This window comes from Streptomyces sp. WAC00040, from assembly GCF_056835925.1.
Genome location: NZ_JAKQZE010000002.1, coordinates 1,037,753 through 1,064,066, shown reverse-complemented (window position 1 = coordinate 1,064,066; position 26,314 = coordinate 1,037,753). Strand labels below are relative to the sequence as shown.

23 protein-coding genes and 4 pseudogenes are annotated in these 26,314 nt (G+C 71.0%); 16 read left to right on the top strand and 11 right to left on the bottom strand.

The window, feature by feature from the left end:
* Positions 1-75: 75 nt before the first annotated feature.
* Positions 76-2,184, top strand: a complete 2,109-nt coding sequence (locus MDN94_RS24320) for a SpoIIE family protein phosphatase (protein WP_482727973.1) — start codon at positions 76-78, stop codon at positions 2,182-2,184.
* Here MDN94_RS24320 and MDN94_RS24315 read toward each other — a convergent pair.
* The 3 genes from MDN94_RS24315 to MDN94_RS24305 are packed head-to-tail and all read right to left on the bottom strand — an operon-like array spanning position 2,156 to position 4,828.
* Positions 2,156-3,187 carry an NAD(P)/FAD-dependent oxidoreductase gene (locus MDN94_RS24315; RefSeq protein WP_482727972.1) on the bottom strand — a complete coding sequence of 344 codons (1,032 nt, stop codon included), beginning with the start codon at positions 3,185-3,187 and terminating at the stop codon, positions 2,156-2,158. The two genes, MDN94_RS24320 and MDN94_RS24315, sit on opposite strands and share 29 nt — an antisense overlap.
* Positions 3,184-3,699, bottom strand: a complete 516-nt coding sequence (locus MDN94_RS24310) for an isoprenylcysteine carboxyl methyltransferase family protein (RefSeq protein ID WP_482727971.1) — start codon at positions 3,697-3,699, stop codon at positions 3,184-3,186. The genes MDN94_RS24315 and MDN94_RS24310 overlap by 4 nt, the downstream gene beginning before the upstream one ends.
* 10 nt (positions 3,700-3,709) lie before the next feature.
* Positions 3,710-4,828, bottom strand: a complete 1,119-nt coding sequence (locus MDN94_RS24305) for a type III polyketide synthase (protein ID WP_482727970.1) — start codon at positions 4,826-4,828, stop codon at positions 3,710-3,712.
* Positions 4,829-4,834: 6 nt separating this feature from the next.
* Between MDN94_RS24305 and MDN94_RS24300 the strand changes: the two genes are divergently transcribed.
* Positions 4,835-5,734, top strand: a complete 900-nt coding sequence (locus MDN94_RS24300) for a UbiA family prenyltransferase (protein WP_482727969.1) — start codon at positions 4,835-4,837, stop codon at positions 5,732-5,734.
* Between the two features lie 14 nt (positions 5,735-5,748).
* On the opposite strand, the pseudogene MDN94_RS24295 reads toward MDN94_RS24300, so the two are convergent.
* The 3 genes and pseudogenes from MDN94_RS24295 to MDN94_RS24285 all read right to left on the bottom strand — a co-directional run.
* Positions 5,749-6,199 (bottom strand): annotated as a pseudogene (locus tag MDN94_RS24295) (aldose epimerase family protein); the annotation flags it as partial.
* A 69-nt stretch (positions 6,200-6,268) separates the two neighbouring features.
* Positions 6,269-6,570 (bottom strand): annotated as a pseudogene (locus MDN94_RS24290) (ABC transporter permease subunit); the annotation flags it as partial.
* 154 nt (positions 6,571-6,724) lie between these two features.
* Positions 6,725-7,087: a hypothetical protein gene (locus MDN94_RS24285; RefSeq protein ID WP_482727968.1), complete on the bottom strand. Its 363-nt coding sequence runs from the start codon at positions 7,085-7,087 to the stop codon at positions 6,725-6,727.
* Positions 7,088-7,189: 102 nt separating this feature from the next.
* On the opposite strand from MDN94_RS24285, the gene sigJ reads away from it, so the two are divergent.
* The 3 genes from sigJ (at position 7,190) to MDN94_RS24270 (ending at position 9,514) form a co-directional block, all read left to right on the top strand.
* A complete protein-coding gene (gene sigJ / locus MDN94_RS24280; RefSeq protein WP_482727967.1) occupies positions 7,190-8,110 on the top strand; it encodes an RNA polymerase sigma factor SigJ in 921 nt (306 codons plus the stop codon).
* 183 nt (positions 8,111-8,293) lie between these two features.
* A complete protein-coding gene (locus MDN94_RS24275) occupies positions 8,294-8,674 on the top strand; it encodes a VOC family protein (RefSeq protein WP_482728228.1) in 381 nt (126 codons plus the stop codon).
* A gap of 297 nt (positions 8,675-8,971) precedes the next feature.
* The gene (locus MDN94_RS24270; protein WP_482728227.1) at positions 8,972-9,514 is read left to right on the top strand and encodes an MOSC domain-containing protein; all 543 of its coding nucleotides are present in this window, start codon (positions 8,972-8,974) and stop codon (positions 9,512-9,514) included.
* A 154-nt stretch (positions 9,515-9,668) separates the two neighbouring features.
* On the opposite strand, the gene MDN94_RS24265 is transcribed toward MDN94_RS24270, so the two are convergent.
* The gene (locus MDN94_RS24265; RefSeq protein ID WP_482727966.1) at positions 9,669-10,013 is read right to left on the bottom strand and encodes an STAS domain-containing protein; all 345 of its coding nucleotides are present in this window, start codon (positions 10,011-10,013) and stop codon (positions 9,669-9,671) included.
* 140 nt (positions 10,014-10,153) lie between these two features.
* A complete protein-coding gene (locus MDN94_RS24260; protein WP_482727965.1) occupies positions 10,154-11,539 on the bottom strand; it encodes an ROK family transcriptional regulator in 1,386 nt (461 codons plus the stop codon).
* Between the two features lie 170 nt (positions 11,540-11,709).
* Between MDN94_RS24260 and MDN94_RS24255 the strand changes: the two genes are divergently transcribed.
* Genes MDN94_RS24255 through MDN94_RS24240 form a run of 4 tightly spaced genes read left to right on the top strand, consistent with a single transcriptional unit; the run spans position 11,710 to position 16,330 of the window.
* The gene (locus MDN94_RS24255) at positions 11,710-13,029 is read left to right on the top strand and encodes an ABC transporter substrate-binding protein (RefSeq protein WP_482727964.1); all 1,320 of its coding nucleotides are present in this window, start codon (positions 11,710-11,712) and stop codon (positions 13,027-13,029) included.
* On the top strand, positions 13,026-14,036 hold the full coding sequence (locus MDN94_RS24250; RefSeq protein WP_482727963.1) for a carbohydrate ABC transporter permease: 1,011 nt from the start codon (positions 13,026-13,028) through the stop codon (positions 14,034-14,036). Before MDN94_RS24255 ends, MDN94_RS24250 begins: the two co-directional genes overlap by 4 nt.
* A 37-nt stretch (positions 14,037-14,073) precedes the next feature.
* Positions 14,074-14,913, top strand: a complete 840-nt coding sequence (locus MDN94_RS24245) for a carbohydrate ABC transporter permease (RefSeq protein WP_482728226.1) — start codon at positions 14,074-14,076, stop codon at positions 14,911-14,913.
* Positions 14,914-14,962: 49 nt separating this feature from the next.
* Positions 14,963-16,330 (top strand): GH1 family beta-glucosidase, encoded by a 1,368-nt coding sequence (locus tag MDN94_RS24240; RefSeq protein ID WP_482727962.1) that lies wholly within the window; start codon positions 14,963-14,965, stop codon positions 16,328-16,330.
* A gap of 182 nt (positions 16,331-16,512) precedes the next feature.
* Here the strand turns inward: MDN94_RS24240 and MDN94_RS24235 are convergent.
* Positions 16,513-16,791, bottom strand: a pseudogene (locus MDN94_RS24235) (alpha-amylase family glycosyl hydrolase); the annotation flags it as partial.
* A 594-nt stretch (positions 16,792-17,385) separates the two neighbouring features.
* Between MDN94_RS24235 and MDN94_RS24230 the strand changes: the two are divergent.
* The 5 genes and pseudogenes from MDN94_RS24230 (at position 17,386) to MDN94_RS24210 (ending at position 22,937) form a co-directional block, all read left to right on the top strand.
* Complete coding sequence (locus tag MDN94_RS24230) at positions 17,386-18,738, top strand: alpha/beta fold hydrolase (RefSeq protein WP_482727961.1); 1,353 nt, start codon at positions 17,386-17,388, stop codon at positions 18,736-18,738.
* Positions 18,735-20,327, top strand: a complete 1,593-nt coding sequence (locus MDN94_RS24225; RefSeq protein WP_482727960.1) for an alpha/beta fold hydrolase — start codon at positions 18,735-18,737, stop codon at positions 20,325-20,327. The genes MDN94_RS24230 and MDN94_RS24225 overlap by 4 nt, the downstream gene beginning before the upstream one ends.
* A gap of 518 nt (positions 20,328-20,845) precedes the next feature.
* Positions 20,846-21,376, top strand: a pseudogene (locus MDN94_RS24220) (right-handed parallel beta-helix repeat-containing protein); the annotation flags it as partial.
* A 318-nt stretch (positions 21,377-21,694) separates the two neighbouring features.
* Positions 21,695-22,159, top strand: a complete 465-nt coding sequence (locus MDN94_RS24215; RefSeq protein ID WP_482727959.1) for an SRPBCC family protein — start codon at positions 21,695-21,697, stop codon at positions 22,157-22,159.
* A 340-nt stretch (positions 22,160-22,499) separates the two neighbouring features.
* The gene (locus MDN94_RS24210) at positions 22,500-22,937 is read left to right on the top strand and encodes an LLM class flavin-dependent oxidoreductase (RefSeq protein WP_482728225.1); all 438 of its coding nucleotides are present in this window, start codon (positions 22,500-22,502) and stop codon (positions 22,935-22,937) included.
* Here the strand turns inward: MDN94_RS24210 and MDN94_RS24205 are convergent.
* Positions 22,931-23,434 carry a nucleoside deaminase gene (locus tag MDN94_RS24205; RefSeq protein ID WP_441262335.1) on the bottom strand — a complete coding sequence of 168 codons (504 nt, stop codon included), beginning with the start codon at positions 23,432-23,434 and terminating at the stop codon, positions 22,931-22,933. The genes MDN94_RS24210 and MDN94_RS24205 overlap by 7 nt on opposite strands.
* A gap of 341 nt (positions 23,435-23,775) precedes the next feature.
* Between MDN94_RS24205 and MDN94_RS24200 the strand changes: the two genes are divergently transcribed.
* Positions 23,776-24,087, top strand: coding sequence for a hypothetical protein (locus MDN94_RS24200; RefSeq protein WP_482727958.1), 312 nt, complete (start codon positions 23,776-23,778; stop codon positions 24,085-24,087).
* Between the two features lie 190 nt (positions 24,088-24,277).
* On the opposite strand, the gene MDN94_RS24195 is transcribed toward MDN94_RS24200, so the two are convergent.
* On the bottom strand, positions 24,278-25,039 hold the full coding sequence (locus MDN94_RS24195; RefSeq protein ID WP_482727957.1) for an SDR family NAD(P)-dependent oxidoreductase: 762 nt from the start codon (positions 25,037-25,039) through the stop codon (positions 24,278-24,280).
* 141 nt (positions 25,040-25,180) lie between these two features.
* On the opposite strand from MDN94_RS24195, the gene MDN94_RS24190 reads away from it, so the two are divergent.
* Positions 25,181-26,293, top strand: coding sequence for a CapA family protein (locus MDN94_RS24190; RefSeq protein WP_482727956.1), 1,113 nt, complete (start codon positions 25,181-25,183; stop codon positions 26,291-26,293).
* Positions 26,294-26,314 lie beyond the last annotated feature (21 nt).

Here is a 26,314-nt window from a genome sequence, read left to right as displayed (position 1 = left end):
CGGGCCGGGCCCGACCACGGAGTCTCGGATAGGGTGATTTGGTATTAAACGATCCATTTGTAGTGAGGTCTCATATTGGACGCTCACCGTTCGGCGGGCCAGGTGCCGCCCGTAGGCGCAGTCGGATACGCGGGCGTGCTCCGCGAGCTGCTTCCGATCGCGCTGTGGAGGGAAGACGCGGAGGGACGCGTCATGGAGTGGTCCCTGGCCGCCCAGGACCTGCTCGGGCACCCGCCCGAGGACATTCTCGGCCGACACGCGTCCGGCTTGCTGGTGCCCGAGGGCAACGGCCCCCTGGCCGATCAGCTGACGCGCCGCGTCCACGCCGGGGAGACCGTGGTCGGGACCCTTTCCGTGCGCCATCGTGACGGCCACCGCGTGACCATGGAGATGTGGATCGTCCCGGCCGCCGACGCGCAGGGACAGCCGGGGGCCCTCCTCGTCGCCGTGGAGACCTCGCAGGTGCTGCGCATGCGGGAATCGCTGGCGGCACTGGAGAGTCTCTTCACCCAGTCGCCCATCGGCCTGGCCACCCTCGGCACCGATCTGCGTTTCCTGCGCGTCAACGACGCCCTGGCACGGATGAACGGTGTCTCCGCCGCCGAGCATCTGGGCAAGCGGCTCTCGGAAGTGGTGCCCGGCGTCAACGCCGCAGGGCTCGAATCGACGATGCGGGAGGTTCTGGACCGGGGCACCGCGGTCGTCGACGTCCGCCGTACGGGCCGGACCGCCGCCGACCCGGAGCGGGACCGGACCTGGTCCTGCTCGTACGCCCCGCTCGTCGACGGCTCGGGCCGGACGTTGGGGCTGATCGCCTCCCTCATCGACATCACCGAGGGCCAGCAGGCCGAGATCGAGGTCGAACGCGCCCGGCGCCGCTTCGCCCTGCTCGCGGAGGCCGGTACCCGCATCGGCACCACCTTGGACCTTCGGCAGACCGCGGAGGAGGTGGTGCAGGTGCTGGTGCCCCAGCTCGCCGACTCGGCCGACGTGCAACTCCTCGAAGAGCTCATCGAACCGGACGAGTCCGCGGCGTCCACGCACGGTGTGGTCCGCCGGATGGCCGCCGCCTTCCCGGATCCGTCCGCCCCCACGGCGAATCTCGTGCCCGGCACGACGTCCCGGATTCCGCACGGATCCCTGTACGAACGTGTCATCGCCGACGGGCGTCCGACCGATCTGTACCGCTCCGACGTGCCGGCGTTGATCACCGATCCCCGGGCCGACGACCTGCGTGCGTATCTCAAGACCCTCGGCTCGGCGCGGCTGATCCCGCTGGTCGCGCGGGGCAAGGTGCTCGGGGCCGTCGTGGTGACGCGGCTCAGCAGTCACGAGCCCTTCGACGAGCAGGACTGCGTGCTCATCGACGAACTCGTCGCACGAGCGGCACTGAACATCGACAACGCGCTCATGTACACCCGCCAGCGCGCGGCGGCCCTCACTCTGCAGCGCAGCCTGACGAACAGCGAGCTCCCAACGGTCGGCGGCCTCGAGCTCACCGGCCGCTACCTGCCCGCCAGCGAACACGATGTCGGCGGCGACTGGTTCGACGTCATCACGCTGCCCGGGGGCAGAACCGGCCTGGTCATCGGAGACGTCATGGGCCACGGCATCCACGCCGCGGCCGTCATGGGGCAGCTTCGCACGGCGGTGCGGACGCTCGCGCGGAGCGACATCCCGCCCGCCCAGGTACTCCGCTCGCTCGACGCCGTGGTGGCCGACATGGGACAGGACGAGATGGCGACCTGCGTCTACGCCGTCCACGATCCCGTCTCGGGCGGATGCCTGATCGCCAGGGCCGGCCACCCTCCGCCGGCCGTCGCGTCGCCCGGCGGAGCGATCACCTACCTGGACGGCCCACCGGGCACTCCGCTGGGAACGGGAGGGCAGGACTTCCGGGCCGAGCGGATCCCGCTGCCTCCGGGCAGTCTGCTGGTCCTGTACACCGACGGCCTCATCGAGACCCGCGGCCGGGACCTCGATCAGGGCCTCGGCCGACTCGCCCATGCGCTGCGGGACCATGATCAGCAGCCGCTGGAGGAACTCTGTGACCACGTCCTGCGGCAGCTGCTGCCCGTACGCCCGCAGGACGACGTCGCTGTGCTGATGGCGCGGCCGCAGCACTCGCGGGACGGCGTCGAGGGTGGGCATCCGGTCACGCGAGGGCGTTCACGGCGGCGGTGAACACGCCCGGGAGTCTTCTGGCCGTGGGAACGATCAGCCGGGCCAGCAGGGGTTGCTGCCGGGCCCGCACGAGCCCCTCGGTGAGGAGGCGGTGTCGGCGGGTGGCCGCACGCCAGGCCGACTCGTAGGCGGCGGGCGTCCCGCGGCGCAGATGGTCGACCAGCACTTCGGCTCCCGTCAGGGCCAGCGAGAGACCTTCCCCGGTGATCGCGTCGATGTATCCGGCGGCGTCGCCCACCAGCAGCACGCGACCGTGGACGCGGGCGCCGGCCGACTGCCGCAGCGGGCCCGCGCCGCGGACGTCCGTCACGGCCGCCCCGGAGTGGAACCGGGCGGCGAGTTCGGGAAAGCCGGCGAGCTGCGCGCCGAACGGCGAGCGCCGGGAGGTCAGTAGGGCGACGCCCACCAGCCGGGGGCCGAGCGGTGTCACATAGGCCTCCCCGTGCGGGCCCCAGTGCACTTCGACGTACGGGGACCGCGACGGCACCGCGTAGTGCCGGCGCAATCCGTACCGAGGCGTGCCGCGGCAGGTGGTCACCAGTCCGAGCGACCGCCTCACCGGCGAGTGGAGGCCGTCCGCGGCGACCAGCCATCTGGCGCGCAGGCCGGTGCCGCACTCGGTGACACCCGTGGCGTCCTGGGACACGCCTTTGACCCGGAGGGGCAGTACGGGGACTCCCTCGTCGACGACCGCCTTATGCAGGGCCATGTGGAGGCTGGTGCGGCGCACGCCGAGGCCGTGACCGTGCCGGAACGCGGCCTCGACCGCGCGCGTGCCCTGCACGTAACGGATGCCGGCGATCGGCTGGCCGGGGACCTTAAGGCCCAGCGCCTTCAGCGCCCGTACCGCACCCGGCATGAGTCCCTCGCCGCACGCCTTGTCGATCGGTGCCGTGCGCGGCTCGGCCACGACGACGTCGAAGCCCGCCCGCGCGGCGTGCAGCGCGGTGGCCAGGCCGGCGGGCCCGCCTCCGACGACCAGGAGGTCGTGAGCCGGGCTCATGCCGGCACGGCCTGGGCGAGGGCGGTGTTCTCGCAGCGGACGCGGACGCCCATCAGTACCGCGTTCGCCGCGGTGAGCACGACGGCCGTCAGCCACGCGGAGTGCACCAGTGGCAGGGCCGCGATCTCCGCGACGACGGCGACGTAGTTCGGGTGGCGGGCGAAACGGTAGGGGCCGGCCCGGACCAGGCGCGCTCCGGGAACGACGATGACACGGGTGTTCCAGTAGGGGCCGAGGGTCCTGATGCACCACCAGCGCAGTGCCTGGGCCAGCACGACGACGCCCAGCATGGACCAGCCGAGGGCGGGGACGAACGGCCGGCCGGCGATCGCCACCTCGGTCAGGCAGCCCGCGAGCAGAGCCGTGTGAAGGGCCACCATGACGGGGTAGTGTCCGCGGCCGTGCTCGACGCCGGCACGGGCGAGGGTCCAGGCGGCGTTGCGCCTGGCCACGACGAGTTCCACGACGCGTTCCGCCGCGACGGCGGACACGAGCACGGTGTACCAGAGCATCAGCGTTTCCTCACCAGCGCAGGAGGACGAACTCGGTGCAGAACCCCGGCCCCATGGCGAGCAGTACGCCCCAGGTCCCGGGATCGGGGCGCCCCGTCGTGCCGATGTCCTCGAGAAGCCTCAGCACGGAGGCGGAGGACAGGTTCCCCACGCTCGCCAGGGACCTCCAGGCGGACTCCAGAGCGCCTTCGGGCAGGTCGAGCGTGTCGGCGACCGCGGAGAGCACTTTCGGGCCCCCCGGGTGGCAGATCCAGGTGCCGACGTCGTCCGGGCCGAGGCCGTGGGCGGCCAGGAAGGCCCGAAGGTCCGGGCCGAGGCGGGCCCGGACGATGTCGGGGATGCCGGCGTCGACGACGACGCGGAAGCCGCCGGCGCCGATCTGCCAGCCCAGCAGGTGTTCGGTGTCCGGGTACAGCCTGCCCTGCGTGGCCACCACCCGCGGCCGGCCGGCGTCCGGCCCCGCCGCCCGGCCGCCGCGTGCGACGACTGCTGCCGCACCGTCCCCGAAGAGTGCCCCTGCCACGAGGTTGGCGAGCGATCCGTCGCGCTGCTGGAGGGTCAGCGAACAGAGTTCGACGCTGAGGAGTACCGCGGTGTCCTCCGGATGGCCGCACAGGTAGTCGTGGATCCGGCCCAGACCCGCGGCGCCCGCAACGCATCCCAGACCGAACACGGGGATCCTTTTCACGTCCGGCCGCATTCCCATCCGAACGGCGAGGCGGGCGTCGAGCGAAGGAGCGGCCACTCCGGTGATGGACGTGCAGACCAGGAGGTCCACGTCCGCCGCCGTGATCCCGGCGCTTTCGAAGGCGCCCACCAACGCTTCCTCGCCGAGCGCGAGACCGGCCTCGATCCAGGCGGTGTTGGACCGCCCGAAGTCGGTCAGCCCCGGGTACCGCTCGATGGGCAGGGCGAGGTGACGGGTACGCACTCCCGCCGAGCGGTGCAGGCGGCGCAGCAGGCCCCGGTCCTCGCCCGGCGGCAGGCACAGATCACCGATCAGCTCGGTCAGGTCGCTCTGGGCGTACCGGTGCGACGGCAGAGCGGTCCGCACAGAGACGACGGATGTGGTCCGGTTCGACGCGGAGGAGGGGGCGGGGGCCGTTTCGTCGAGCGCGGGGACACGCATACCGGGATGTCTCCTCACGGTCGATCCGGTCATTACCTTGCACCCGTGTCTCTATACCCCTGCGCGACTTCCCCTCGGGCGACACACCGGCTACTGGTGTTGCTGCGTGCGTGCCACCCGGAGGCGACGGTCGCCGTGACGGTGTTCGTCACCGCGCTGGCCCTGTCGGCCGGCCGCGGGCCCGCCGGTTCGCTGGGCGTCGCGGCCGCGGTGCTGGCCGGACAGCTCTCCGTCGGGTGGTGCAACGACGCCGTCGACGCGCGGCGGGACACCGCGGTCGGCCGCCGGGACAAGCCGGTGGCCGCCGGCACCCTGGCGCAGCACGTGGTGGCGAGGGCAGCCGCGGCGGCGCTGGCTCTCTGCGTGCCGCTGTCCCTGCTCAGCGGGGTGACGGCGGCGACGGTGCACCTCGCCGGAGTGGTGGCCGGAGGCTGGGCCTACAACCTCCTCCTGAAAGGCACCGTGCTCTCCCCGCTCCCCTACGCCCTCGGGTTCGCCTCACTGCCCGCGTTCGTCACGCTCGGACTGCCGTCCCAGCCGTGGCCCGCCTGGTGGGCGACCGTCGGGAGCGCCGTGCTCGGCGTCGGGGCACACCTCGTCAACGTCCTGCCGGACATCGACGACGATCTCGCGACGGGTGTCCGGGGCCTGCCGCAGCGCCTGGGTCCCACCGCGTGCCGGTGGCTCGCTCCCGCGGTGATGCTGACGGCTCTCGGCGTGCTCACCGCCGGCCCTCCGGGCACGGCCGGGATGATCGGACGGGCAGTCGCCGCCACGGCCGGGTGTGCGGCGGTGGCTGCCACGGCCGTGCGGCACGGCAACAGGAAGTGGCCTTTCCGGGCCGCGATCGCTGTGGCCGCGCTGGCGGTGGTTCAACTGCTGCTGCGGGGCGCGGACATCTCGTGACACCACAAAGGTGCGCTGCCGTGACGGGCGCTGCTCGTGGAGCAGCGGTCGAGGCTGCGTCCGTGGCCGTCCATGAGCGAGCCGTTGAGCTGGTTGGCGGAGTAGACCTGCAGTCCTGGTTCCGTCGTCCACACCCCCGTGATCCGTTCCTCGGCCGGGGCGGTGAGCCGGGCGGCGCGCCGGAGTGTGCCGGCTGGGGCTGCGGACAGGACCCAGCAGTGGTCGAAGCCCCCGCCGGTTCCATCTGGGCGTCCGGTGCCGACAGCCGGTCCCCCAGAAGCGTGGGTGCCGTCAGGTCGAAGGGCGTGCCCGCGACGTCGAATACCGGGCCCGTCGGGATGCCGTCGTCGCGGACCGGCAGGTACGCGGGGCGTCGACCTGAAGGGTGTGGGCCAGGATGTCGCCGGTTCCGGCGAGGTTGAAGTAGGCGTGGTTGCAGAGGTTGACCACCGTGGGCCGGTCCGTCTCCGGAAGGTCGATTCACGCACCACGAGCCGGTAGCCGGGTCCCGCCCTGCGCGGCTCGGCCATGACACGGGAAGCCCATGAGCAGGGCGGCGCCGCTGCTGCCTCCCACCGCGAAGAGCGTCTGACCGAACGAGGTGCGCTGGAGCACCACGCCGCCGACGGCGAAGAGCGCCAGGGCGATCAGGATCGGGTAGCCCAAGCCCGGAACGCTGCCCTGGCCGAGCCCGGCGAACGCCGAGTCCTTGGGCACCAGACAGGTGGTGGCGCCCTCGTCGGTGATGGCGAGCAGCAGCCCGCGGGCGCCCGGCAGGGAGGCGAGGGTGACGATGAACGGGCCATGCCCGCGCGGGCGATGAGCACTCCGTTGAGCGCGGAGGTGAGCGCTCTCCACGCCGGGGAGAAGCCGTAGCCTCAAAGGCTGAACGGTCCCCGGCGAGCGGTGCCGACCGCTCGCCGGGGATCCTCGCGTGCCACATCCGCCGGGCAGGCCGCGGCTGGTCCCCTGTACGCCCCGGCTCAAACTTCAGCGCCGCGCCAGTGCCAGCACACTCAGTCCGAACATCAGGACGCCCAGGGGGACATGGAGCGACGGTACGTGCGCGATGCCGAGCACGACCTGGACCGAGGCGAGGACGAGGAAGCCGGAGGCGTGCAGGACGGGCCGGGGCGAGCCGCCACCCGGCTTCCACGCCGCCACCGCCGCGAACAGATACAGCATCGACGCCCCGTACATCACGCGGGCTCCGACGCTGTGAAGCGTCGCTCCGTAGGACGAGGTCAGCAGCAGCCCGGCGGAGACCGCTTGAAGGAAGAGCGTCAGGATCTGCAGAGTGATCGCGATCTGCAGGAACGAGAAGCGGCGCTGTGCCGTCGTCCGGGTTGCCATGCCGCGGTCCCCTTTTCCGCCCTGGGGGCAGTAGATCGATAAGGTCTCACCAGGCCGACGACGCGGGCCTGCGAAAGGTAAGGCGAGGAGGCGGTCGGGAGCATGGGGACGGCTGGGACGAGCACCGATGAGATAGCCGGTGAGCGGCGTCAACTGATCAATGTCGCCTACCGGTTGCTCGGATCGCTGGCCGAGTCGGAGGACGCCGTGCAGGAGGCGTACGCGCGCTGGTACGCGCTGCCACGAAGCCGCCAGGACGACATCCTGTCCCCGGGGGCCTGGCTGACGAAGGTGACCGGCCGCATCTGCCTGGACGTGCTCGGCTCGGCGCGGGCGCGGCGTGAACGCTATGTCGGCGCATGGTTGCCCGACCCGCTGCCCGACCACGCCGAGCGGAACCACGGCCATGGCACCGACCCCGCCGGCCAGATGGTCCTGGACGAATCGGTGGCCATGGCCCTCCTCGTCGTCATGGAGTCGATGACGCCCGCGGAGCGGGTGGCGTTCGTCCTGCACGACGTCTTTCGATACCCGTTCGCCGAGATCGCGGACATCCTCGGCCGGACCCCTGCCGCCTGCAAGCAGCTCGCGGCCTCCGCCCGGCGACGGGTGCGTGTCGCTCGGGCTCCGGCGACGGCGGCCGGACAGGCCGACGCGGTACGGCGTGTCAAAGAGGCTTGGGAGGCCAAGGACATCCCGGCCCTCGTCGACCTCCTCGACCCGGCCGCCGTGATGACCGCCGACGGCGGCGGCATGGTCGGTACCGTCCTGCGTCCGATCGAAGGCGGTGCGCGCATCGCCCAGTACATGGTCGCCATCGCCGACAAGGCCGCGGGGCTGCAACTCCTGGAACGTTCGGTCAACGGTGCGCCGGGGCTGGTGGCCCGGCGCACCGGAGCCGTCATGACCGTGGCGTCGTTCGCTGTCGCCGACGGCCGCGTCACCCGCATCTGGGCGGTCCGCAATCCCGAGAAGCTGCGGCCGTGGGTGCGGGACGGCCAAGTGCCGTGCGACGAATCATGAGCGCAGCCGGAGTCGGCTCGGACCGACGGTGCCGGCGGCTGCGGCCCGGACACGGCCGGCCCGGAAATCACCTCGCCCGTGATCGCCTGGTCCGGTACGGTCGCGGGGTTGTTTTCGCTGCTGGGGCCACGAGTTCGCGTGTGGCCTCCCCGGCGGTTCCCGGGCGGAGAAGAGGTTTCGTCAATGGCATGTCGTATCAGTGAACTGGTGCTCGGTTGCAGCGACCCTGAGGCGCTGGCACGGTTCTGGTGCGAGGTCCTGGACTTCGTCGTGCTCGATCGCGAGGACGACGGCTCGGTGGAGATCGGGCCGCGCGAAGGGTTCGGCGGTCCACAGCCGACGATCTTCCTCAGTCGCAGGGACGAACCGGAGAAGGGGAAGTCCCGGCTGCACATCGACGTCAACGCCACGGACCGCGATCAGGACGCCGAGCTCGAACGCCTGCTGAAGCTCGGTGCGCGCCCGGCAGACATCGGCCAGACCGGCGAAGAACAGTGGCATGTTCTGGCCGACCCCGAAGGCAATGAGTTCTGCCTGCTCAAAGCCCGCCTCAACCCGCTCTGATGTTGATCGGACACGCCTCGGTCACCGGGCACCTGAGGTCTGCCTGGACGTCCGGTGTGACGGGGCGTGCCGTGATCGTGAGACGAGCGGGATCTCCGGCGGAGGGTTCTCGGCCGAGGAGGACCTGAACCCCGGGACCTGGCGGCCGGCCCGGCAGACCGGGGTGAGCGGCCCGCTCGACGAGGGTCCTGCCGAACGGCCGCCGCTCCCCGGCTTCACGCCGGCGAACTGCCGTTCACCGTTGAGTACGCTGGCCGTACCGAAGGTCGTACCGGGCGAGGAGAAGTGGGCACGACGATGGCGCGGGTCACAGCTGTGAGCAGCAACGGGACGTATTCGTTCAGCAAGCCGAACCGCGAGAGCATCACGCTGCTCGCCGGTCTCGGCGTGGAGGGCGATGTCCACGCCGGGGAAACGGTCAAGCACCGGTTCCGCATGCAGCACGATCCGCACCTGCCCAACCTGCGCCAAGTGCACCTCATGCACGAGGAATTGTTCGACGAGCTCGCCACGAAGGGTTTCACCGTGGCCGCGGGCGAGCTCGGCGAGAACGTCTCCACACGCGGGATCGACCTGCTCGGGCTGCCCACCGGGGCGCTGCTGCGCCTCGGTGAGGAGGCGATCGTGGAGGTGACGGGGCTGCGCAATCCGTGCTCACAGATCAACACGTTCCAGAAGGGCCTCCTGAAAGAGGTCTTCGAACTCGACGCGACGACAGGGGACTTCACCTTCAAGTCCGGAATCATGGGCGTGGTCCGGCAGGGAGGTACCGTCCGCCCCGGCGACACGATCGCCGTCGAGCTGCCCGCGGGCCCGCACCGTCCGATGGAACGCGTCTGAGACTGCCGGGCCGTGCGGCGCCCTTTGCGGGCCTGCACACGGTCCAGCGGCCGGGTCCATGATGGGCCGGCGGTGAGGGAGGGGTCGTCACGGCAGGGCGCCGACGCATTGGGCTCCGAGTCGGCATGGCACAGCACGGGCGAGGCGTGGCCGGTCAGGGCTCGATCGTCGCCACCGCGTCGACTCCCGCGTGGCGCAAGGTCCGCACCACGCCGCGGCGGGCGCCTCGGACGGTGATGCCGACCGGTTCCGACGCAACGGTCACGGCGCGGAGCAGGCCGTAGGCGCACGCGAGGTCGATGCCATCCAGACCGCTCATCTCCAGCACCCAGGTGCCCGACTGTCGCAGCCGTGGGTCGAGGAGCCGTTCCTCGAGCTCACGCAGCGCGTGGGTGTCCAGGACACCCGATAGGACGAGGACGGCGTGCCCGCCGTCCGCTACCACGATCCGGACGGTCCCGGCCTGCGAGCGGGCGGGCCGGTCGGGTTCGACTGCCACGGCGACCTCCTCAGCAGTGGGTCAGGGGCGTGCGGCTCCATTGTCTCGAGCCCGACGGCAGAGCCGGGGTCGGCCCCGGCGGCCGGCGCCCCGAGCCTGGGCCGGGCCCGGTGCGGTTGGCCCCCTCCGCTCCCCCGCTGTCAGCTCGGCACCCGGCCGTCCAACGCGGACCGCCACGCCGGCGGTTGGGCTTCGCGCCCCGCCTTCGCCCGTCTGCCACCGCCCGCCAGGAAGCCTGCCAGCGGCAGAGTGGCCGCACCGACCGTGACCGCGTCCGGCCCCAGTCGGCCCAGGTCGATGGCCACCCGTCCGGCCGGGTAGCGGAGCGAGTACGCAGTGGCGTGCTCCCTCACGGCGGCGAGAAAGCGCGGGCCGAGCTGGAGTCCGGCCCATCCGCCGATGAGGATGCGCTCGGGCTGGAAGAGATTGATCAGGCCGGACAGCCCGGCACCGAGGTACTCCGCCGTCTCCTCCACGACCGCGAGCGCCACGGGATCCGCCTCCTGACCGCTGTCCCGGTACGTCCCCTCACCGCCGCCCCCACCAACCCCTTCACCGCCGTTCGGGTCCGCCCCGTCACCGTCGCCCCGGTGCGTCCCGTCACCGTCGCCCGGGTACGCCGCGCAGAGCAGCGCCGTCAGTGCCTTCTCCTCGTCGGCCCCCTCCGGTGGCCGGCCGCCCGCCTCGCGCCACCGGTCCACCAGGGCCTCCGCCCCCGCGTACGCCTCGAGGCAGCCCAGCGCTCCGCAACGGCAGCGGCGGCCACCGACGTTGACCGTCAGATGTCCCCATTCCAGGGCCCTGCCCTGTTCGACGGTGTCCGTGACATGGCAGGCGCCCACGCCGGAGCCGAAGAGGATCACGGCCACGCTCTGCGCCCCCCGGCCGGCCCCGAACCACATCTCCGCCTGACCGAGGGTCCTCGCGCCGTTCTCGATGAAGAACGGCACCGTGTCGGGCAGCCGGCAGGAGGCACGCAGCAGGGCTTCCAACGGGACCGCGTCCCAGCCGATGGTCTGGCCGTGGACGATCGCCCCGCTCCCGGGTGTGGCGGCGACGATGCCGGGCACGCCGACGCCCACACCGAGGAGTCCGTCGACACCGACTCCCGTCGCGTGCAGCACTTCTTCCATGGCGTGGCGGATGTGCTCCACGATGACGCCGACGTCGTATCCGGCTCCGTTCAAGGGCCTTTCGGTGCGCGCCAGTTCGGTGAGAGTGAGGTCGAACAGCTCCACCCGCACCCGGGTTTCACCGACGTCGACACCGATCAGGCATCCGCTGCCGGGCGCGACGCGGACGAGGGTTCGGGGGCGGCCGCCGTCGGACTCGATGCTGCCGGCTTCCTCCACCAGGCCGTCGCCCATGAGTTCGCCGACGACGTTGCTGATGGTGCCGGAGCTCAGCCCCGTGGCGGGACCGAGGGCCTGCCTGCTCATCGGGCCATCGAAATACAACCGTTGCAGCACCGTCGCTCGATTGCTTCGCCGCAGGTCATTGACCGTTCGCCCGCTTCGTCCAGACATCCTTCGCTCCTTCGGCCTGCGCTCCCCCGGAAGTGCGCTGGGTTCCACCTCTTGACGGTGCCGCCCGCGGCAGCTTAACTCACGTCCTAAATTAAGCCGTGAGGCCTTCGAAGCCGCAGCCTGTCGGACCTCCCCGCGGCACCACACCTCCGGAAGGGACACCTGGAGTCATGCGCAGATACAGAGCGGTAGCCAGTGGTGCAGTCGCCGTCTCCCTGCTCGCCACCGCGACCGCGTGCGGCGGCGGCTCGCCCGCCGGAGGCGGCGGTTCCAACGAGTCGCCGAAGACCCTCACCTACTGGGCGTCGAACCAGGGGCCGAACATCGAGGCCGACAAGAAGATCCTCGAGCCGGAGCTGAAGAAGTTCGAGCAGAAGACCGGCATCAAGGTCGAGCTCGAGGTCGTTCCGTGGTCGGACCTGCTGACCCGGATCATGACCGCCACCACCTCCGGCCAGGGCCCCGACGTCCTGAACATCGGCAACACCTGGTCCGCGTCACTCCAGTCCACCGGCGCGCTGCTGCCGTGGGACGAGAAGAACTTCTCGAAGATCGGCGGCAAGGACCGGTTCGTGGAGGCCGCGCTCGGCTCGACCGGCGCGGCCGGCACCGACCCGGCCGCGGTGCCGCTGTACTCGATGTCTTACGCGCTCTACTACAACAAGAAGATGTTCGCGGACGCCGGGATCGAGCAGCCGCCGACCACCTGGGACGAGATGGTCGTGACCGGCAAGAAGCTGTCGAAGGACGGAAAGTGGGCCCTCGGCGCGGAGGGTGCGAACCTGTCCAACAACATCCACCAGGTGTTCGTCCTCGGACGGCAGCACGGAGCCGCCTTCTTCGACGCCGAGGGCAAGCCCGACTTCACCTCGGAGGGCGCCGTCGCGGCCGTGAAGCAGTACGTGGACTTCATGGCCAAGGACAGGATCATCGCCCCGGGCAACGCCGAGTACGCCCAGAACCAGTCGCTGAGCGACTTCGCCAAGGACAAGACAGCGATGGTGCTGTGGCAGGCGGCCGCCTCCACATTCAAGTCCCAGGGCATGAGCGACGACGAGTGGGGCGTCGCGCCGGTGCCCGTCCGGTCCGGCGCTCCGGGCCAGGGCAAGAACGTCAACTCCATGGTCGCCGGCATCAACATGGCCGTCTTCAAGAACACCAAGAACCTCGACGGGGCCCTGGAGTTCGTGAAGTTCATGACGAGCGACGAGGAGCAGAAGCTGCTTTGCAAGACCTACGGGTCCATACCGCCGGTCAAGGCCGCACAGAGCGACCCCGCGTTCGACCGGCCGGAGCTGAAGGTGCTGCGTGACACCCTCGCCACCAGCGCCGAGGCGCTCCCCCAGGTCCCGAGCGAGTCGCAGTTCGAGACGGTCGTGGGCACCGCGGTCAAGAATCTCTTCGCGTCCGCCGCCGACGGCGGCGAGGTGACCACCGAGTCCGTCAACGCCGAACTGGCCAAGGCCCAGCAGCAGATGCCCCAGCAATGAGTGACACTCTCATGAACACGACCGTCGTCCCGGCCACCGGGGAACCGGCCGTGCGGAAGAACTCCCCCGGGGCGGCGCGCGGCCCGCGCCGCTCCAGGCGGACCCGCCGCACGGCGCTGCCCTACCTGCTGCTGCTCCCGGCGCTGCTGCTGGAGATCCTGATCCACCTGCTGCCGATCGTGATCGGCGTCGCGATGAGCTTCAAGGAGCTCACCCAGTTCTACCTGCGCGACTGGGGAGCCGCCCCGTGGCGGGGCCTGGAGAACTTCCGATTCGCGGTCGACTTCGACGCACCGGCCGGCGAGTCACTGCTCAGGTCGTTCACGACCACGTGCCTGTTCACCGTCCTGTCCGTCGGCCTGTGCTGGCTGCTCGGCACCGCTGCGGCAGTCTTCATGCAGGAGACGTTCAAGGGCCGCGGCTTCCTGCGGGCCCTGTTCCTGGTGCCTTACGCGCTGCCCGTCTACGCCGCCGTCATCACGTGGTCGTTCATGTTCCAGCGCGACAACGGACTGATCAACCATGTGCTCCACGACCAGCTGGGGCTCACCGACAGCCCTTCCTTCTGGCTGATCGGGGACAACAGCTTCTGGGCACTGCTCATCGTCTCCGTGTGGAAGGGCTGGCCGTTCGCCTTCCTCATCGTCATGGCCGGTCTGCAGAACATCCCCAGCGAGCTGTACGAGGCGGGAGCGCTCGACGGCGCCGGTGTGTGGCAGCAGATCCGCAAGATCACGCTGCCGTCGCTGCGGAGCGTCAACCAGGTGCTGGTCCTGGTGCTCTTCCTGTGGACGTTCAACGACTTCAACACGCCGTTCGTGCTGTTCGGCAAGTCGGCGCCGGAAGCCGCCGACCTCATCTCCATCCACATCTACCAGTCGTCGTTCGCCACCTGGAACTTCGGCGCCGGCGCGGCCATGTCCGTACTGCTGCTGCTCTTCCTGCTGCTGGTGACGGGCGTCTACCTCTTCTTCACCTCCCGCGGGAGGAAGGCCACCGATGCATAGCTCTCCCGAAACCGGCACCGCCGTGCCCCGGTCCCCGATGGCCGCGCCGCGGTCCTTCGTGTGGTCGCGGCGGATCTTTCTGACCCTGTTGACGGGCTTCGTGCTGCTGCCCGTGCACGTCATGGTCTCCAGCTCGCTCAAACCCCTGGAGGACGTGTCGAGCGAGTTCCGGTGGATGCCGAGCGGGCTGACGATCCGCCCGTACTTCGACATCTGGGAGACCGTCCCCCTGGCGAAATACTTCGTCAACTCCCTGATCGTGGCGGGTGCGGCCACCGTCTGCTCGGTGATCATCGCGATCTTCGCCGCCTATGCCGTCAGCCGGTACCGCTTCCGGGGCAGGCGGCTGTTCACCGTGTCCGTGCTGTCGACGCAGATGTTCCCCGGCATCCTGTTCCTGCTGCCGTTGTTCCTGATCTTCGTCAACATCGGGAACACGACCGGTGTCGCGCTGTTCGGTTCACGCGGCGGGCTGATCCTCACCTACCTCACGTTCTCGCTGCCGTTCTCCATCTGGATGCTGATCGGTTACTTCGACTCGGTGCCCAGGGAACTGGACGAAGCCGCGCTGGTCGACGGCTGCGGGCCGCTGAAGGCCCTCTTCCGGGTCGTCGTGCCGGCGGCTGTCCCCGGCATCGTCGCCGTCGCCGTCTATGCCTTCATGACGGCGTGGGGAGAGGTCCTCTTCGCGTCCGTCATGACCAACGACACCACGCGCACGCTCGCCGTCGGCCTCCAGGGCTACTCGACGCAGAACGACGTGTACTGGAACCAGATCATGGCCGCGTCCCTCGTGGTCTCCGTCCCCGTGGTGGCGGGCTTCCTCCTCCTCCAGCGCTATCTGGTCACCGGACTCACCGCCGGCGCCGTGAAGTGACCGGCGCTTCGCCGCGCCATTCCCTGATCCCTTGCCAGAAAGGACGTCCGTGACCGAGTTCACCGACCTTGACGCCCTCCCGCAGGACTTCGCCTGGGGCACCGCCACCTCCGCCTACCAGATCGAGGGCGCGGTCACCGAGGACGGCAGGTCGCCGTCCATCTGGGACGTGTTCTCGCACACCCCCGGCAAAATCGCGGGCGACGACCACGGCGATGTCGCCTGCGACCACTACCACCGCTGGCGCGAGGACATCGCGCTGATGAAGCAGCTGGGAACCAACGCCTATCGCCTCTCCGTCGCCTGGCCCCGAGTCGTGCCGGGCGGTGACGGTGAGGTCAACGCCAACGGCCTCGACTTCTACGACCAGCTCGTGGACGGGCTGCTCGAGGCGGGCATCACCCCGTCCGTCACGGTCTACCACTGGGACCTGCCACAGGCCCTCCAGGACCGGGGAGGCTGGCCGGAACGGGACACCGCGCACCACCTCGCGGCGTACGCCTCCGCCGTCGCCGAGCGGCTCGGTGACCGCGTCAAGCACTGGGCCACGCTCAACGAACCGCTGTGTTCCGCCTGGATCGGGCACCTGGAGGGCCGGATGGCCCCGGGAGCGACCGATCTGACCGCCGCCGTCCGCGCCTCCTACCACCTGTTGCTCGGCCACGGCCTGGCCGCCGGGGCGATCCGCGCTGCGACGCCCGGCGCGCAGGTGGGGATCGTCAACAACCTCTCCACGGTGGCTCCCGTGAGCGACCGTGACGCGGACGTCGCGGCGGCCCGGCGGATGGACGGCCACACCAACCGGTGGTGGCTCGATCCCGTCCACGGGCGCGGTTTCCCCGTCGACATGCTCGAGGTGTACGGCGTCGAACTGCCCGAACTGCCGGGTGACATGGAGACCATCGCCGCGCCGCTGGACTGGCTGGGGCTGAACTACTACTTCCCCGCGGTCGTCACCGACGACCCCACCGGTCCCGCGCCGTTCGCCCGGCAGGTCGAGCGTCCCGGCGTGCCGCGCACCGGCATGGACTGGGAGATCGACGCGAACGGCATCGAGGCGCTGCTGCTGCGGCTCACCGACGAATACGGCGCGCGCAGGCTCTACGTCACGGAGAACGGCTCCGCCTACCCGGACGTCGTCCGTGCCGACGGCAGCATCGACGACCGGGAGCGTGCCCGGTACCTGGAGGAGCACCTGGCCGCCTGTGCCCGCGCCGTCCGCAAGGGCGCCCCGCTGGCCGGCTACTTCGCCTGGTCCCTGCTGGACAACTTCGAGTGGGCGTACGGCTACGACAAGCGCTTCGGCCTCGTCCACGTCGACTACGCCACGCAGCGCCGCACGATCAAGGGCAGCGGCCACCGCTACACGGACATCATCCGGGCACACCGCGCGATGAGCGCCGGTAACGCGGCCTGACCGATCGGCGAGGGCCCGGGACGCGACGCGTCCCGGGCCCTCGCCGTCCCCCGGCCGGCGCCGGTGCGACCGTCAGGTCCGCAGCCACACCGCCGTGTCCTGCGGCAGCCGTCCGCCGTCGTCAGCGAGCCGGCGGCGAGCAGCAGGCGTGTGTGCGGCGGGTGCCGGACGGATTCCGCGTCGTCCCGTTCCGGGCTGCCATGTCCCGCGGCGAGTGCGGCGCGGAACCAGGCGTGCTGGTCGGAAACATGGTTGGGAACGATGTCGACGATGGTGCGGATGTTCAGCTCGAGGGCCTCCGCGATCAGCTTCTCCGTCTGGGCAAGGGTGCCGAACGCAGTGTCGATGGTGCGGTAGTCGGCGACGTCGTAGCCACCGTCGGCCAGCGGCAAGAAGTACCAGGGCGTGAACCAGATGGCGTCGACGCCCGGCTCGGCCGGATACGGCAGCCTGGCCCGCACGCGGCGCGGCCCGTGCGGCACAGACCGCGATCAGCGCCTCCCGGGCCGCACAGTCCGCCTCGCAGTCGCAGCGCAGACAGCCGCAGCGACAAGGGTGCAGGCAGGGCGTGCGACGACCCCGCGCCCAAAGCCGGCGATCGCCGCTTCCGCCGACGCCCGAACGGAGCGCACGAGTGGTGGACGTCTCCCCGCATGCTCAGGCTGGCGTACGCAGTGCCCGCCCCGACCATGCGGCGGCGGGCCGGGCCACGCGGCGTCGTCCCCGGTCGGGGCGGCCGGGGATGTCAGAGAGACGGGATCACATGACGGAACAGGGCACCGGTCCAGGTCGTCCGCCCTCCGTTCACGGGAGCGGCAGGTCCGTGCGAAGGCAGGCGCAACACCGGTACGCGCGGCGACGCTACCGGCGGGCGCACACCACGATGGCGCTCGTCGCAGCCGGTCTGGCCTTCCTGTGAGCGGCCTGCACGACACCGACCGGTGCGCTGCCGGCACCCGGCGGCGGGCCCGTGTCAGGCCCCCCGGAGCGGTTCGTGCCCGGGCCCCTACCCGAAGACGCCCGAGCCGGTCCCGGGGCGGTGCGGGTTCCTGGAGGTGCCCGAGAACCGTGCCCACCGGGGAGGACGGACCATCCGGCTGGCCGTTGCGATCATTCCGGCCGCCTCGAAGACGCCGGCCGAGGACCCGGTGGTGTTCATGACCGGGGGTCCCGGAGGCGACGCGATCGGGGACATCCCCTTCCTGGTCGACGCCGGCGTGAACCGGGATCGCGATCTGATCGTCATGGCCCAGCGCGGAACGCTCCACTCGCAGCCGAACCTCGCCTGCCCGGAGATCGACCGGTTCTACGCGGCCGCCGTGGGGCTGCGCTATGACCCACCGTCGACCGGGCGCCTCCTGACGCGCGCGGCGAAGAAGTGCCGGGATCGTCTGACGGCCGACGGAATCGAGCTGAGTGCCTACAACACCACCGAGAACGCCGCCGACTTCGCCGACCTGCGCAAGGCACTGGGCATCCACCGGTGGAACGTCTACGGGTACTCCTACGGCACCGACCTGGCCCTCACTTTCCTGCGTCGGCACCCCTATGGGATTCGCTCGGTGGCGATCGACTCCGTCGTACCGCCGCAGCTGGTCAGCCTGCCGTGGACCTGGGACAGCGCCAGGGAAGGGATCGGGGCGATCTTCGCGGCGTGCGAGGCCCAGCCCCGTTGCAAGAGCCGCTACCCGGACCTCCCGCTCACGCTGACGGAACAGGTCCGACGGCTGGAGGCGCACCCCCTCACGCTGACGGCTCAGCCGCCGAGCGGCGGAAACCCGGTGAAGGTCGTCCTCGACGGGGGCGCGCTGGTGAACCTGCTGGTGGCCAACGCCGTCCCGGCCGTCGACGTCCCCGCGGCGCTCGACGAACTCGCCCACGGACGCCCTGAGCGCTTCGCGCAGGCCCGCGCCGCCGGTGCGAAGCCCGTCATCGGCGAGTTCGCCCACGGCCTGACCCAGTCGGTGGCCTGCAGCGAGTGGGTGCCGGGCTATTCGCGGTCCGACCTGCTGAAGGCGGGGCGCCGTGCCTTCCCCGGGTGGCCGGACACAGTCCTGGCCCAGGCACCACAGCTTCCCTTCGAGCACGACGTCTGCCGCGTCTGGAACGTCCCGGACCGCACGTCCGTCCAGCGGGTGGCGACCGTCAGCAAGGTGCCGACACTCATCGTCTCCGGGACCTTCGACGCGAAGACCGGAGCGCGCTGGGGGCCGTACACGGGCCGTACGCTGCCCCGCTCAACCGCCGTGCGGATTCCCGGAATCGGCCACTGGGTGGTCCCCCAGTCCCCCTGCGCGCAGAGCGTCCTGGCCTCCTTCCTCACGCATCCGACCGCGCCCGACAGATCGTGCGTGGCAGGACTCACGCCGAGACCGTTCACCATCACCCCTGACCCGGAGAGCGCATGATGTCCGTCCGCCCGCCCCACCACCACCGGCGCACCGCGCGCCGGCTCCCGGCCGCGTTGGCCGGGGCCACGGCCGGTGTCCTCGTCGTCGGCCTCGCCGTGACGCTCGCTCGTGCCGGGGGCGGTGCCGGAGCGCCGCTCGGCACGGTCGCCCGGACGGTGGGCGACGCCCGCTTCGTGCCGGGCCCCTGCCCGAGGACGGCGGACCCGATCCCCGCTCTCGAGCGGGCCCGCTGCGGGACGCTCACCGTGCCCGAGAACCGTTCCCGCGGAAAGGGCCGAAGGATCACCCTCGGGGTGGCGATCGTGCCGGCGGCCACGAGCAGACCGGCGCCCGACCCGATCGTGTGGTTCGCCGGCGGGCCCGGCGACGACGCGGTCTCCGAGGTCCCGTTGGCGATCGACGGCGGCCTGAACCGTGACCGGGACGTGATCTTCATGTCCCAGCGGGGCGCCTACTCGGCCGACCCGGCGCTCACCTGTCCGAACATCGACGAGTTCAACGCACGCTCCGTAGGCCTCGTCTACGGTGCGCCGTCCACCGGGCGCCTGCACGTCGAGGCGACGCGGACCTGCCGCGAGCAGTCGGCGAAGCGGGCCGACCGCAGCGCCTACAACAGCACCGAGAGCGCCGCCGACTACGCAGCCCTGCGCGCCGCGCTGGGCATCGATCAGTGGAACGTGTTCGGCATCTCCTACGGCACCGACCTGGCTCTCACCTACATGCGCGAGCACCCGAAGGGCATCCGGTCGGTCGGCATCGACGGCGTCCTGCCGCCGTCCCTGGCAGGGGCGAGCCTGACCTGGAGCGCCGCACGGCAGGGGTTCGACGGTCTGTTCAAGGCGTGTGCGGAGCAGCCCGCCTGCAACCGCCGCTATCCCAACCTGTCGGGCACCTTCGAGCGCCTCGTCCGTGAGCTCGAAGCCCGACCGCTCACCACCACCGTCACCGTCCCGGGCCGCCCGACGCCGGCGAAAGTCGTGCTGGACGGCGGGGTCCTGGTGAACTGGCTGACCTCCGCCACCCACCTGGCGGCCGGAGTGCCCCGCTCCGTCGACGAGCTGGCCCACGGCAACCCGCAGCGCATCGCCGAGCAGTGGGCGGGCGGCAAGCTCAGCCCGCAAGCCGTCGGAAGACTTGCCCACGGGCTCGCCTACGGCGTCTTCTGCAGCGAGTGGACACCGTTCGAGAGCGAGGCCGACGTGATCCGGGAGGGGCGGCGCGCGTTCCCGTCGTTCCCCCGCTCCGTGCTCGCCAACGCTCCGCAGCTCCCCTTCCTTCATGACGACTGCCGCGCCTGGGAGGTCCCCGCGGCATCGCGCCCGATCCGGAAAGTGACGCGGAGCGACATCCCGACCCTGGTCGTGTCAGCCGGGTTCGACGCCCAGACCGGGGCGAGCAACGGTGCGTACGCCGCCCGTACGCTGAGCAGGTCCACCTCCGTCACGGTCCCCTACGTCGCGCATGTCGCCTTCGCCGAGTCACCGTGTGCGCAAGCGATCACCGCCTCGTTCTTCGACAGTCCCACCGCGCCGAACACGGGATGCCTCGCGGGTCTCCAACCGCCGGAGTTCGAGATCGGGCCGTAGTCAGCGCTTCATGACCGTGTCCCGGCTCCGCGGGGGGCACGGCGCGCCCAGGGGCACCGCCGGCCTGGTCCCGGCCGTCACGACGTGTCTGACCGTGACCTGGGCCGCGGGTCGCCCCGTATGCCCGCCGCCGTGCTATCCGCAGGCACCCCGTACCGGCCGTCGCGGCTCCCCGCGTACCGCCTTGAGCACTGAATGCCGCCGGAGCTGCCGAAGGCCGCCGGGCGGTCGGCGTCGTCCCGCTCCAGGAGTGCGAGGACTGCGGCCGCTTCTTCGGATCGACGGTCGCGGGCAACTGCCGCGACTGCCGGCAGCGCGAGTCCTCGGACGCCACCTCGGGGGAATTGAGCGTGACGCCCGGCGGTCTCCGATCAGGAAACCACTGGATCCAGGGGGAACACGCATGGCGGTCACGCTGGACGAGGAGATCACGCTGCTGTCGCCGGACGACGAGTCCGGGGCGGCGAAGGACCGGCAGTCCGACGGGTGGGCCATGGTGGGCGCCATCCTGCTCGATCGAGCTGTGGGGTCCGGAAGACGGTCTCGAGTTCACCGGGACGCGCATCAGGAACACGTACGCCGACGGCATCGACCTCGCCAACGGCACGCGCAACTCGCCGGTGTTCAACTCCTCGTTCCGCAACACCGGTGACGACGCCTCGCGGTGTGGGCCGGCCGGTACGTCAAGGATCCCGCCACCGGCGTCGGCCACGACAACCACTTCCGCAACAACACCGTCCGGCTGCCCTGGTGTGCCGACGGCATCGCGATCTACGGCGGCTACGGCAACACCGCCGAGAACAACCTGATCTCCGACACGATGAACCACCCCGGCTTCGCACCGCACGGGCGGGGCCTTCCGGGCGAGGCGCAGGAGTTCGACGCCATCACGCTATTCGCCGGGCATCCTGGCGCACGGCGGCGCCCGTGGCAGCGCGACGCTCGTGACCGTCACGAACTCGGCCGAAGGCGATGTGGTCATCGGAACGGGCTCACAGTTCGTGATCGACGGCGCGCCCGCCGGGGCCTCGGGGAGGAGGACACGATGACCGGGCGGCCGGCCCGGGACTGATCATCGCGGGAGCACTTCCCAGGGGGACCCGTCGTGGTCCGCGTATCGGCCGGGACCGATCGTGGTCCCGGCCGAGGCGCAGTCGTGCCTGCACACCGCGGGAGCCGGGACCACGAGCCGTGCTCCGGCGGCCGCCCGGTGCGGCGATTCCGGCGGTCGCGCCGGGGTGCGGAGAAGAGCGACGTGAGGAGCGGGCGTAACTGGGTACCCGGGGATCAGCACGGGCGGTCCGGGCACGACACCGGCTGGTCGCCGTGCTGAAAGAGGGATCGCCGCAGAACAGAAGGAGGCACTGATGAGCACCGTGAAGGAAGCCGTCGAGGTCGAGGTTCCGGTGCGGACCGCGTACAACCAGTGGACCATGTTCGAGGAGTTCCCCCAGTTCATGGAGGGCGTCGAGGAGATCCGGCAGATCGACGACCGCCACAACCACTGGACGACCAAGATCGGCGGCGTGCGTCGCGAGTTCGACACGGAGATCGTCGACCAGTTCCCCGACGAACGGATCACCTGGCGGACCGTCAGTGGCGACACACAGCAGAAGGGCACCGTCCGCTTCGAGAGTCTGGATGACACGCACACGCGGGTGGAGCTGGTCATGGACATCGAACCGTCCGGTCCGGCGGAGAAGGTCGCCGATGTCACCGGCACCATCGACCGGCGCGTCAAGGGAGACATGCGGAGGTTCAAGGACTACATCGAGAAGCAGGGCGGCGAGTCCGGCGGCTGGCGCGGCCGGATCGCACCGGGCGACGTGTGACGCCCCTCGCGAGGCGCCGGCGCCCGCGGCCCGACGCGTCCGGCTGATGCCGGCGCGCGACCGCGACGACGCCGCACAGCGGCTCGGCTTCCCCGTGGACCTGTGGCCCCGATCGACACGGGTGCCTCGTGACCGGCCGGCGCGCACTGCGCGCCGGCCGGTCAGCTGTGTAAGGGGTCCGGTGCCGCGGGCTCCGACGGGGGTGTCCCCACGTCGCAGCCTGCGGGCGATTCACCGCATCCCGGCGCTGCGAATGCGCTTTGTGAACGGCGGACTTCAGGCGCATGGCCAGCTATTCGGCATGTGAGACAACGCACTTCCAGGTGCGCGGGCCTTGAATGTGCCCCGCTCTCCGCAGGGGCGCCCGCTGCTGGTGCAGGCGGGATCGTCGGAGGCGGGCAAGGAGTTCGCCGCCCGGTACACGGAAGCGGTGTTCACCGCGCAGCAGACCCTGGCCGACGCGCAGGAGTTCGACAAGGACCTCAGGAGCCGGGCGGCACGCCACGGTCGCGCGGAGGAGGACGTGAGGATCCTGCCCGGCGTCTGCCCTGTGATCGGTTCGACCGAGGCGGAGACCCGGGACCTGACACAGCAGCTCACGGACCTCCAGGTGCCCGAGTACGGCGTGGCCCAGCTCTCCGGGATTCTCGGGACCGACCTGACGGGTCTGCCTCTGGACGGGCCACTGCCCGAACTCCCGGACGAGCGGGACATCAACGGCAACAAGAGCCGCTTCAGGCTCGTCACCGAGTCTCCGAGAGAACTTCCTTGTCAGTAGTCGATGCGGTCGGACTTGGCGAGCCACGCGTCGAACGGCGCCGTGCGGTTCGGCAGGTCCAGCCGCTCGACCGGCATCGGCCACATCGACGCGGGCTTCTTGTCGAACAGGTCGTAGAACCTGCGGTCGTCGAAGCCGGCCACCGCGGCATCATGCCGGTCGGCGGCGTAGACGATCCGGTCGACGCGCGCCCAGAGCGCGGAGGAGAGACACATCGGACACGGCTCGCACGAGGTGACCAGGACGCAGCCCTCGAGCGAGAAGGTGGCCAGTTGCTTGCAGGCGGCGCGCATCGCGCTCACCTCGGCGTGCGCCGTCGGGTCCAGGGTCGCGGTGACCTGGTTGTTGCTGATCGCGACGATCTCGCCGCCCTTGGCGACCAGGGCGCCGAACGGACCGCCGCCGTTCGTCACGCTGTTGCACGCCGATCTGATCGCCTCGTCCATCCAGCCGCGCTCGAGTTCCTGGATACTCGTTTCCTGGGTGTGTGCGGTCACGGTCGCTCCTCTTTCCCGATGCCGGCCTCAACGGCGGCGCTCCCCCGCGGCAGGCCGGAGGGAATCCACGGCACTCATCTCTTGCTTCCTTGCAACTTGTTGAGGAGTACACAGGCACCCGAGCGGAAGGTGCCAGGAGTAAAAGACATGAAAGCGGCCGCAGGCTGTCCGTAGATTTCTACGAGATCCGGTCGGACGTGCGGCAGGGGCCCGGCTCCCGCTCGGTGGGCCCGACCCGCCGGACCCACCGCGCCGCTGGAATTCCGCCCCACGGGCGTCTCCTGAGCCGGACGTCAGGTCACAGTCGTCCGCGTCCGGCGGTGTGCCGGGCGTTCGCAAGCGTGCCCGCGCGCTCACTCAGGAGACCGCCACCATCGGTCGTCGCGCCGCAGCACCTGCGGCTCTGCCGTCTCCTGCGCGACAGCCCCGCCCACAGGCTGACCGCCAGCCGGGCCCTGGAACAGGAACTGCCCGCCGCCGACCGCGCCCGCTGTACGGTCGGCACCGCCGCTGCTCGCGAGGAGGAGGTGCGCACGGCGGCCCGCAACAGCCGGCGCTGGAGCCGGGACCTGACCGCCGAGGCGGCCGAACGCCGGACCGTCCGTGTGCCGAGCGGGCTGCGTGAGGAGATCAGCGGCCAGCCGGCGACGTAAACCGGGAACGGGGACGGCGTGGTGGAGGGGAGCCGATGACGTTCGAGCCTGGTCGGCGGTGTGTCGGGCCGGGCACGGCGACCCCCACCGTCCCGGGCCCGTCGGCCCTGCACGGCCCCGGCTGCGGCGAGCCCCACGCAAGGCCTGTCATCGTCCGCGACCGCGCCCGGCGTCCCCTCGCGTCTCACCCTCAAGTACGAAGATGCGACGCGCCATTGAGGTCGAGCACCGCGCCCGACGACCAGACGGCCCCGGGTGAGGCGAGGTAGAGCACGGCCTCCGCCACCTCCTCGGCCGTCCCGACACGCCCGAAAGGGCTCTCGCCACGCAGCGCCTCGCCGCCCTGCCCCACCAGCTTCGCGGCCTGCCGTTCCGTCGCGACGAAACCGGGGGCCACGGACGTCACCGAGATCCCGTGCGGCGCCAGCGCGACGGCCATCGACTGCCCGAACGCGTGCAGCGCGGCCTTGCTCGCGCCGTACGCGGGGAAGTCGGGCTCTCCCCGGAACGCGCCGCGGGAGCCGACGTTGACGATGCTGCCCGTCGCGCCCCGGTCGATGAGGTGCCTGGCGACGCCGTACGTCAGATTCGCCGCGCCGAGCAGATTGACGTCGATCATGCGCTGCCAGGACCGCTGCCAATCCTCGTAGGAGACGTCGGCCACGGAGTGCCGGTTGTCGGCGGAGGGAGCGAGGGCGGCGTTGTTGACCAGGACGTCGACCCCGCCCAGCGTCGCCACGGCATCGTCGACGATGCGTCGCGCCACGCCCGGATCGCTGATATCGCCGGCGACAAGAGTGTGGCCGTGGCCGGGCAACCGCCGCAGTGTCTCCTCGGCGTCCTCGCGCCGGGCCCCGTAGTGGACCGCCACGGTGTCGCCCTGTTCCGCGAACGCCACCGCGACGGCGCGGCCGATCCCTCGCGACGCTCCCGTGACCAGTACCCGCCTCATCGGTTCTCCTTCAGCTTCGGCATCCGCCCGACGGTAACCGGTCGGCGCGAGCCGGCCTGATCCGCTCGTGCATGATCCGCTCGTGGGGGACGGCAGAAGCGGCCGGGACGGCACCGTGACCGGGCGGACTACCGTGGAGTCATGGGCAGTGGCCTCGTCACCCTGTTCCTCAGCGGTGACGTGATGCTCGGCCGCGGCGTGGACCAGATCCTTCCGCACCCCGGCGATCCGGCCCTGTCCGAGCCCTACGTCCGCGACGCGCGGGCCTACGTCGAGATGGCGGAGGCGGTGAACGGCAAGGTTCCCCGCCCGGTCCCGTTCTCGTGGCCCTGGGGCGACGCACTGCCGGTGCTCGAGGAAGCCGGGCCCGACGTGCGGTTGCTGAATCTGGAGACCTCAGTGACGCGGAGCGACGACGCGACCGATGGCAAAGAGGTCCTCTACCGGATGAACCCGGCGAATCTGCCCTGCCTGACGGCGGCCCGTCCCGATGTCTGCGTCCTCGCCAACAACCATGTCCTGGACTACGGCCGCCAAGGGCTGGAGGAGACACTCGCGGTCCTCGCGGACGCGGGCCTGCGCACGGCCGGCGCGGGGCGGGACCTGGCGGCCGCTCGGCGGTGCGCGAGCCTCCCGCTGGACGGCGGCCGGCGGGTTCTCGTCGTCTCACTGGGCATGGAGTCCAGCGGTGTCCCGCCGGAGTGGGCGGCCACCGCACGGCGCAGTGGGGTCCACTTCGCGGCCGACCCGTCGCCCGCCGTCGCGGCGGACGTGACGGCTCGGCTGCGCGAGGTGAGGCGGCCGGGCGACGTGACGGTCGTGTCCGTGCACATGGGCTCCAACTGGGGTTACCAGGTCCCACGCGGCCAGGTGCGCTTCGCCCACGCGCTGATCGACGGCGGCGCGGACATCGTGCACGGGCACTCGTCCCACCATCCGCGGCCCGTGGAGGTGTACCGCGGCCGACTCGTCCTCTACGGCTGCGGGGACCTGATCAACGACTACGAGGGCATCGGCGGCTACGAACGGTACCGGGACGACCTGCGTCTGCTGCACCTCGCCTCGATCGATCCCGCCACCGGCGCTCTCCACGAGGTCAGGATCGTTCCCCTGCAGGCCCGGCGGCTGCGGCTGACGCACGCCTCCGCGTCCGACTGCCGTCTCGTGCACGACGTCCTGGGCCGGATCAGCCACGGCCTGGGCGTCCGTGTGCAGGCCGAGCGGGACGGCTCGGTCACGGCCCGGCCGACCTGAGCGCCCGGCACAGGGTCCGGG

Coding starts and splice junctions, on each gene's coding strand:
- MDN94_RS24260 (WP_482727965.1), bottom strand. CDS start 11,539: ATGTCTGGACGAAGCGGGCGAACGGTCAATGACCTGCGGCGAAGCAAT.
- MDN94_RS24250 (WP_482727963.1), top strand. CDS start 13,026: ATGAGTGACACTCTCATGAACACGACCGTCGTCCCGGCCACCGGGGAA.
- MDN94_RS24305 (WP_482727970.1), bottom strand. CDS start 4,828: ATGCGTGTCCCCGCGCTCGACGAAACGGCCCCCGCCCCCTCCTCCGCG.
- MDN94_RS24300 (WP_482727969.1), top strand. CDS start 4,835: ATGTCTCCTCACGGTCGATCCGGTCATTACCTTGCACCCGTGTCTCTA.
- MDN94_RS24285 (WP_482727968.1), bottom strand. CDS start 7,087: ATGGCAACCCGGACGACGGCACAGCGCCGCTTCTCGTTCCTGCAGATC.
- MDN94_RS24215 (WP_482727959.1), top strand. CDS start 21,695: ATGAGCACCGTGAAGGAAGCCGTCGAGGTCGAGGTTCCGGTGCGGACC.
- MDN94_RS24270 (WP_482728227.1), top strand. CDS start 8,972: ATGGCGCGGGTCACAGCTGTGAGCAGCAACGGGACGTATTCGTTCAGC.
- sigJ (WP_482727967.1), top strand. CDS start 7,190: ATGGGGACGGCTGGGACGAGCACCGATGAGATAGCCGGTGAGCGGCGT.
- MDN94_RS24315 (WP_482727972.1), bottom strand. CDS start 3,187: ATGAGCCCGGCTCACGACCTCCTGGTCGTCGGAGGCGGGCCCGCCGGC.
- MDN94_RS24245 (WP_482728226.1), top strand. CDS start 14,074: ATGGCCGCGCCGCGGTCCTTCGTGTGGTCGCGGCGGATCTTTCTGACC.
- MDN94_RS24275 (WP_482728228.1), top strand. CDS start 8,294: ATGGCATGTCGTATCAGTGAACTGGTGCTCGGTTGCAGCGACCCTGAG.
- MDN94_RS24255 (WP_482727964.1), top strand. CDS start 11,710: ATGCGCAGATACAGAGCGGTAGCCAGTGGTGCAGTCGCCGTCTCCCTG.
- MDN94_RS24310 (WP_482727971.1), bottom strand. CDS start 3,699: ATGCTCTGGTACACCGTGCTCGTGTCCGCCGTCGCGGCGGAACGCGTC.
- MDN94_RS24225 (WP_482727960.1), top strand. CDS start 18,735: ATGATGTCCGTCCGCCCGCCCCACCACCACCGGCGCACCGCGCGCCGG.
- MDN94_RS24195 (WP_482727957.1), bottom strand. CDS start 25,039: ATGAGGCGGGTACTGGTCACGGGAGCGTCGCGAGGGATCGGCCGCGCC.
- MDN94_RS24190 (WP_482727956.1), top strand. CDS start 25,181: ATGGGCAGTGGCCTCGTCACCCTGTTCCTCAGCGGTGACGTGATGCTC.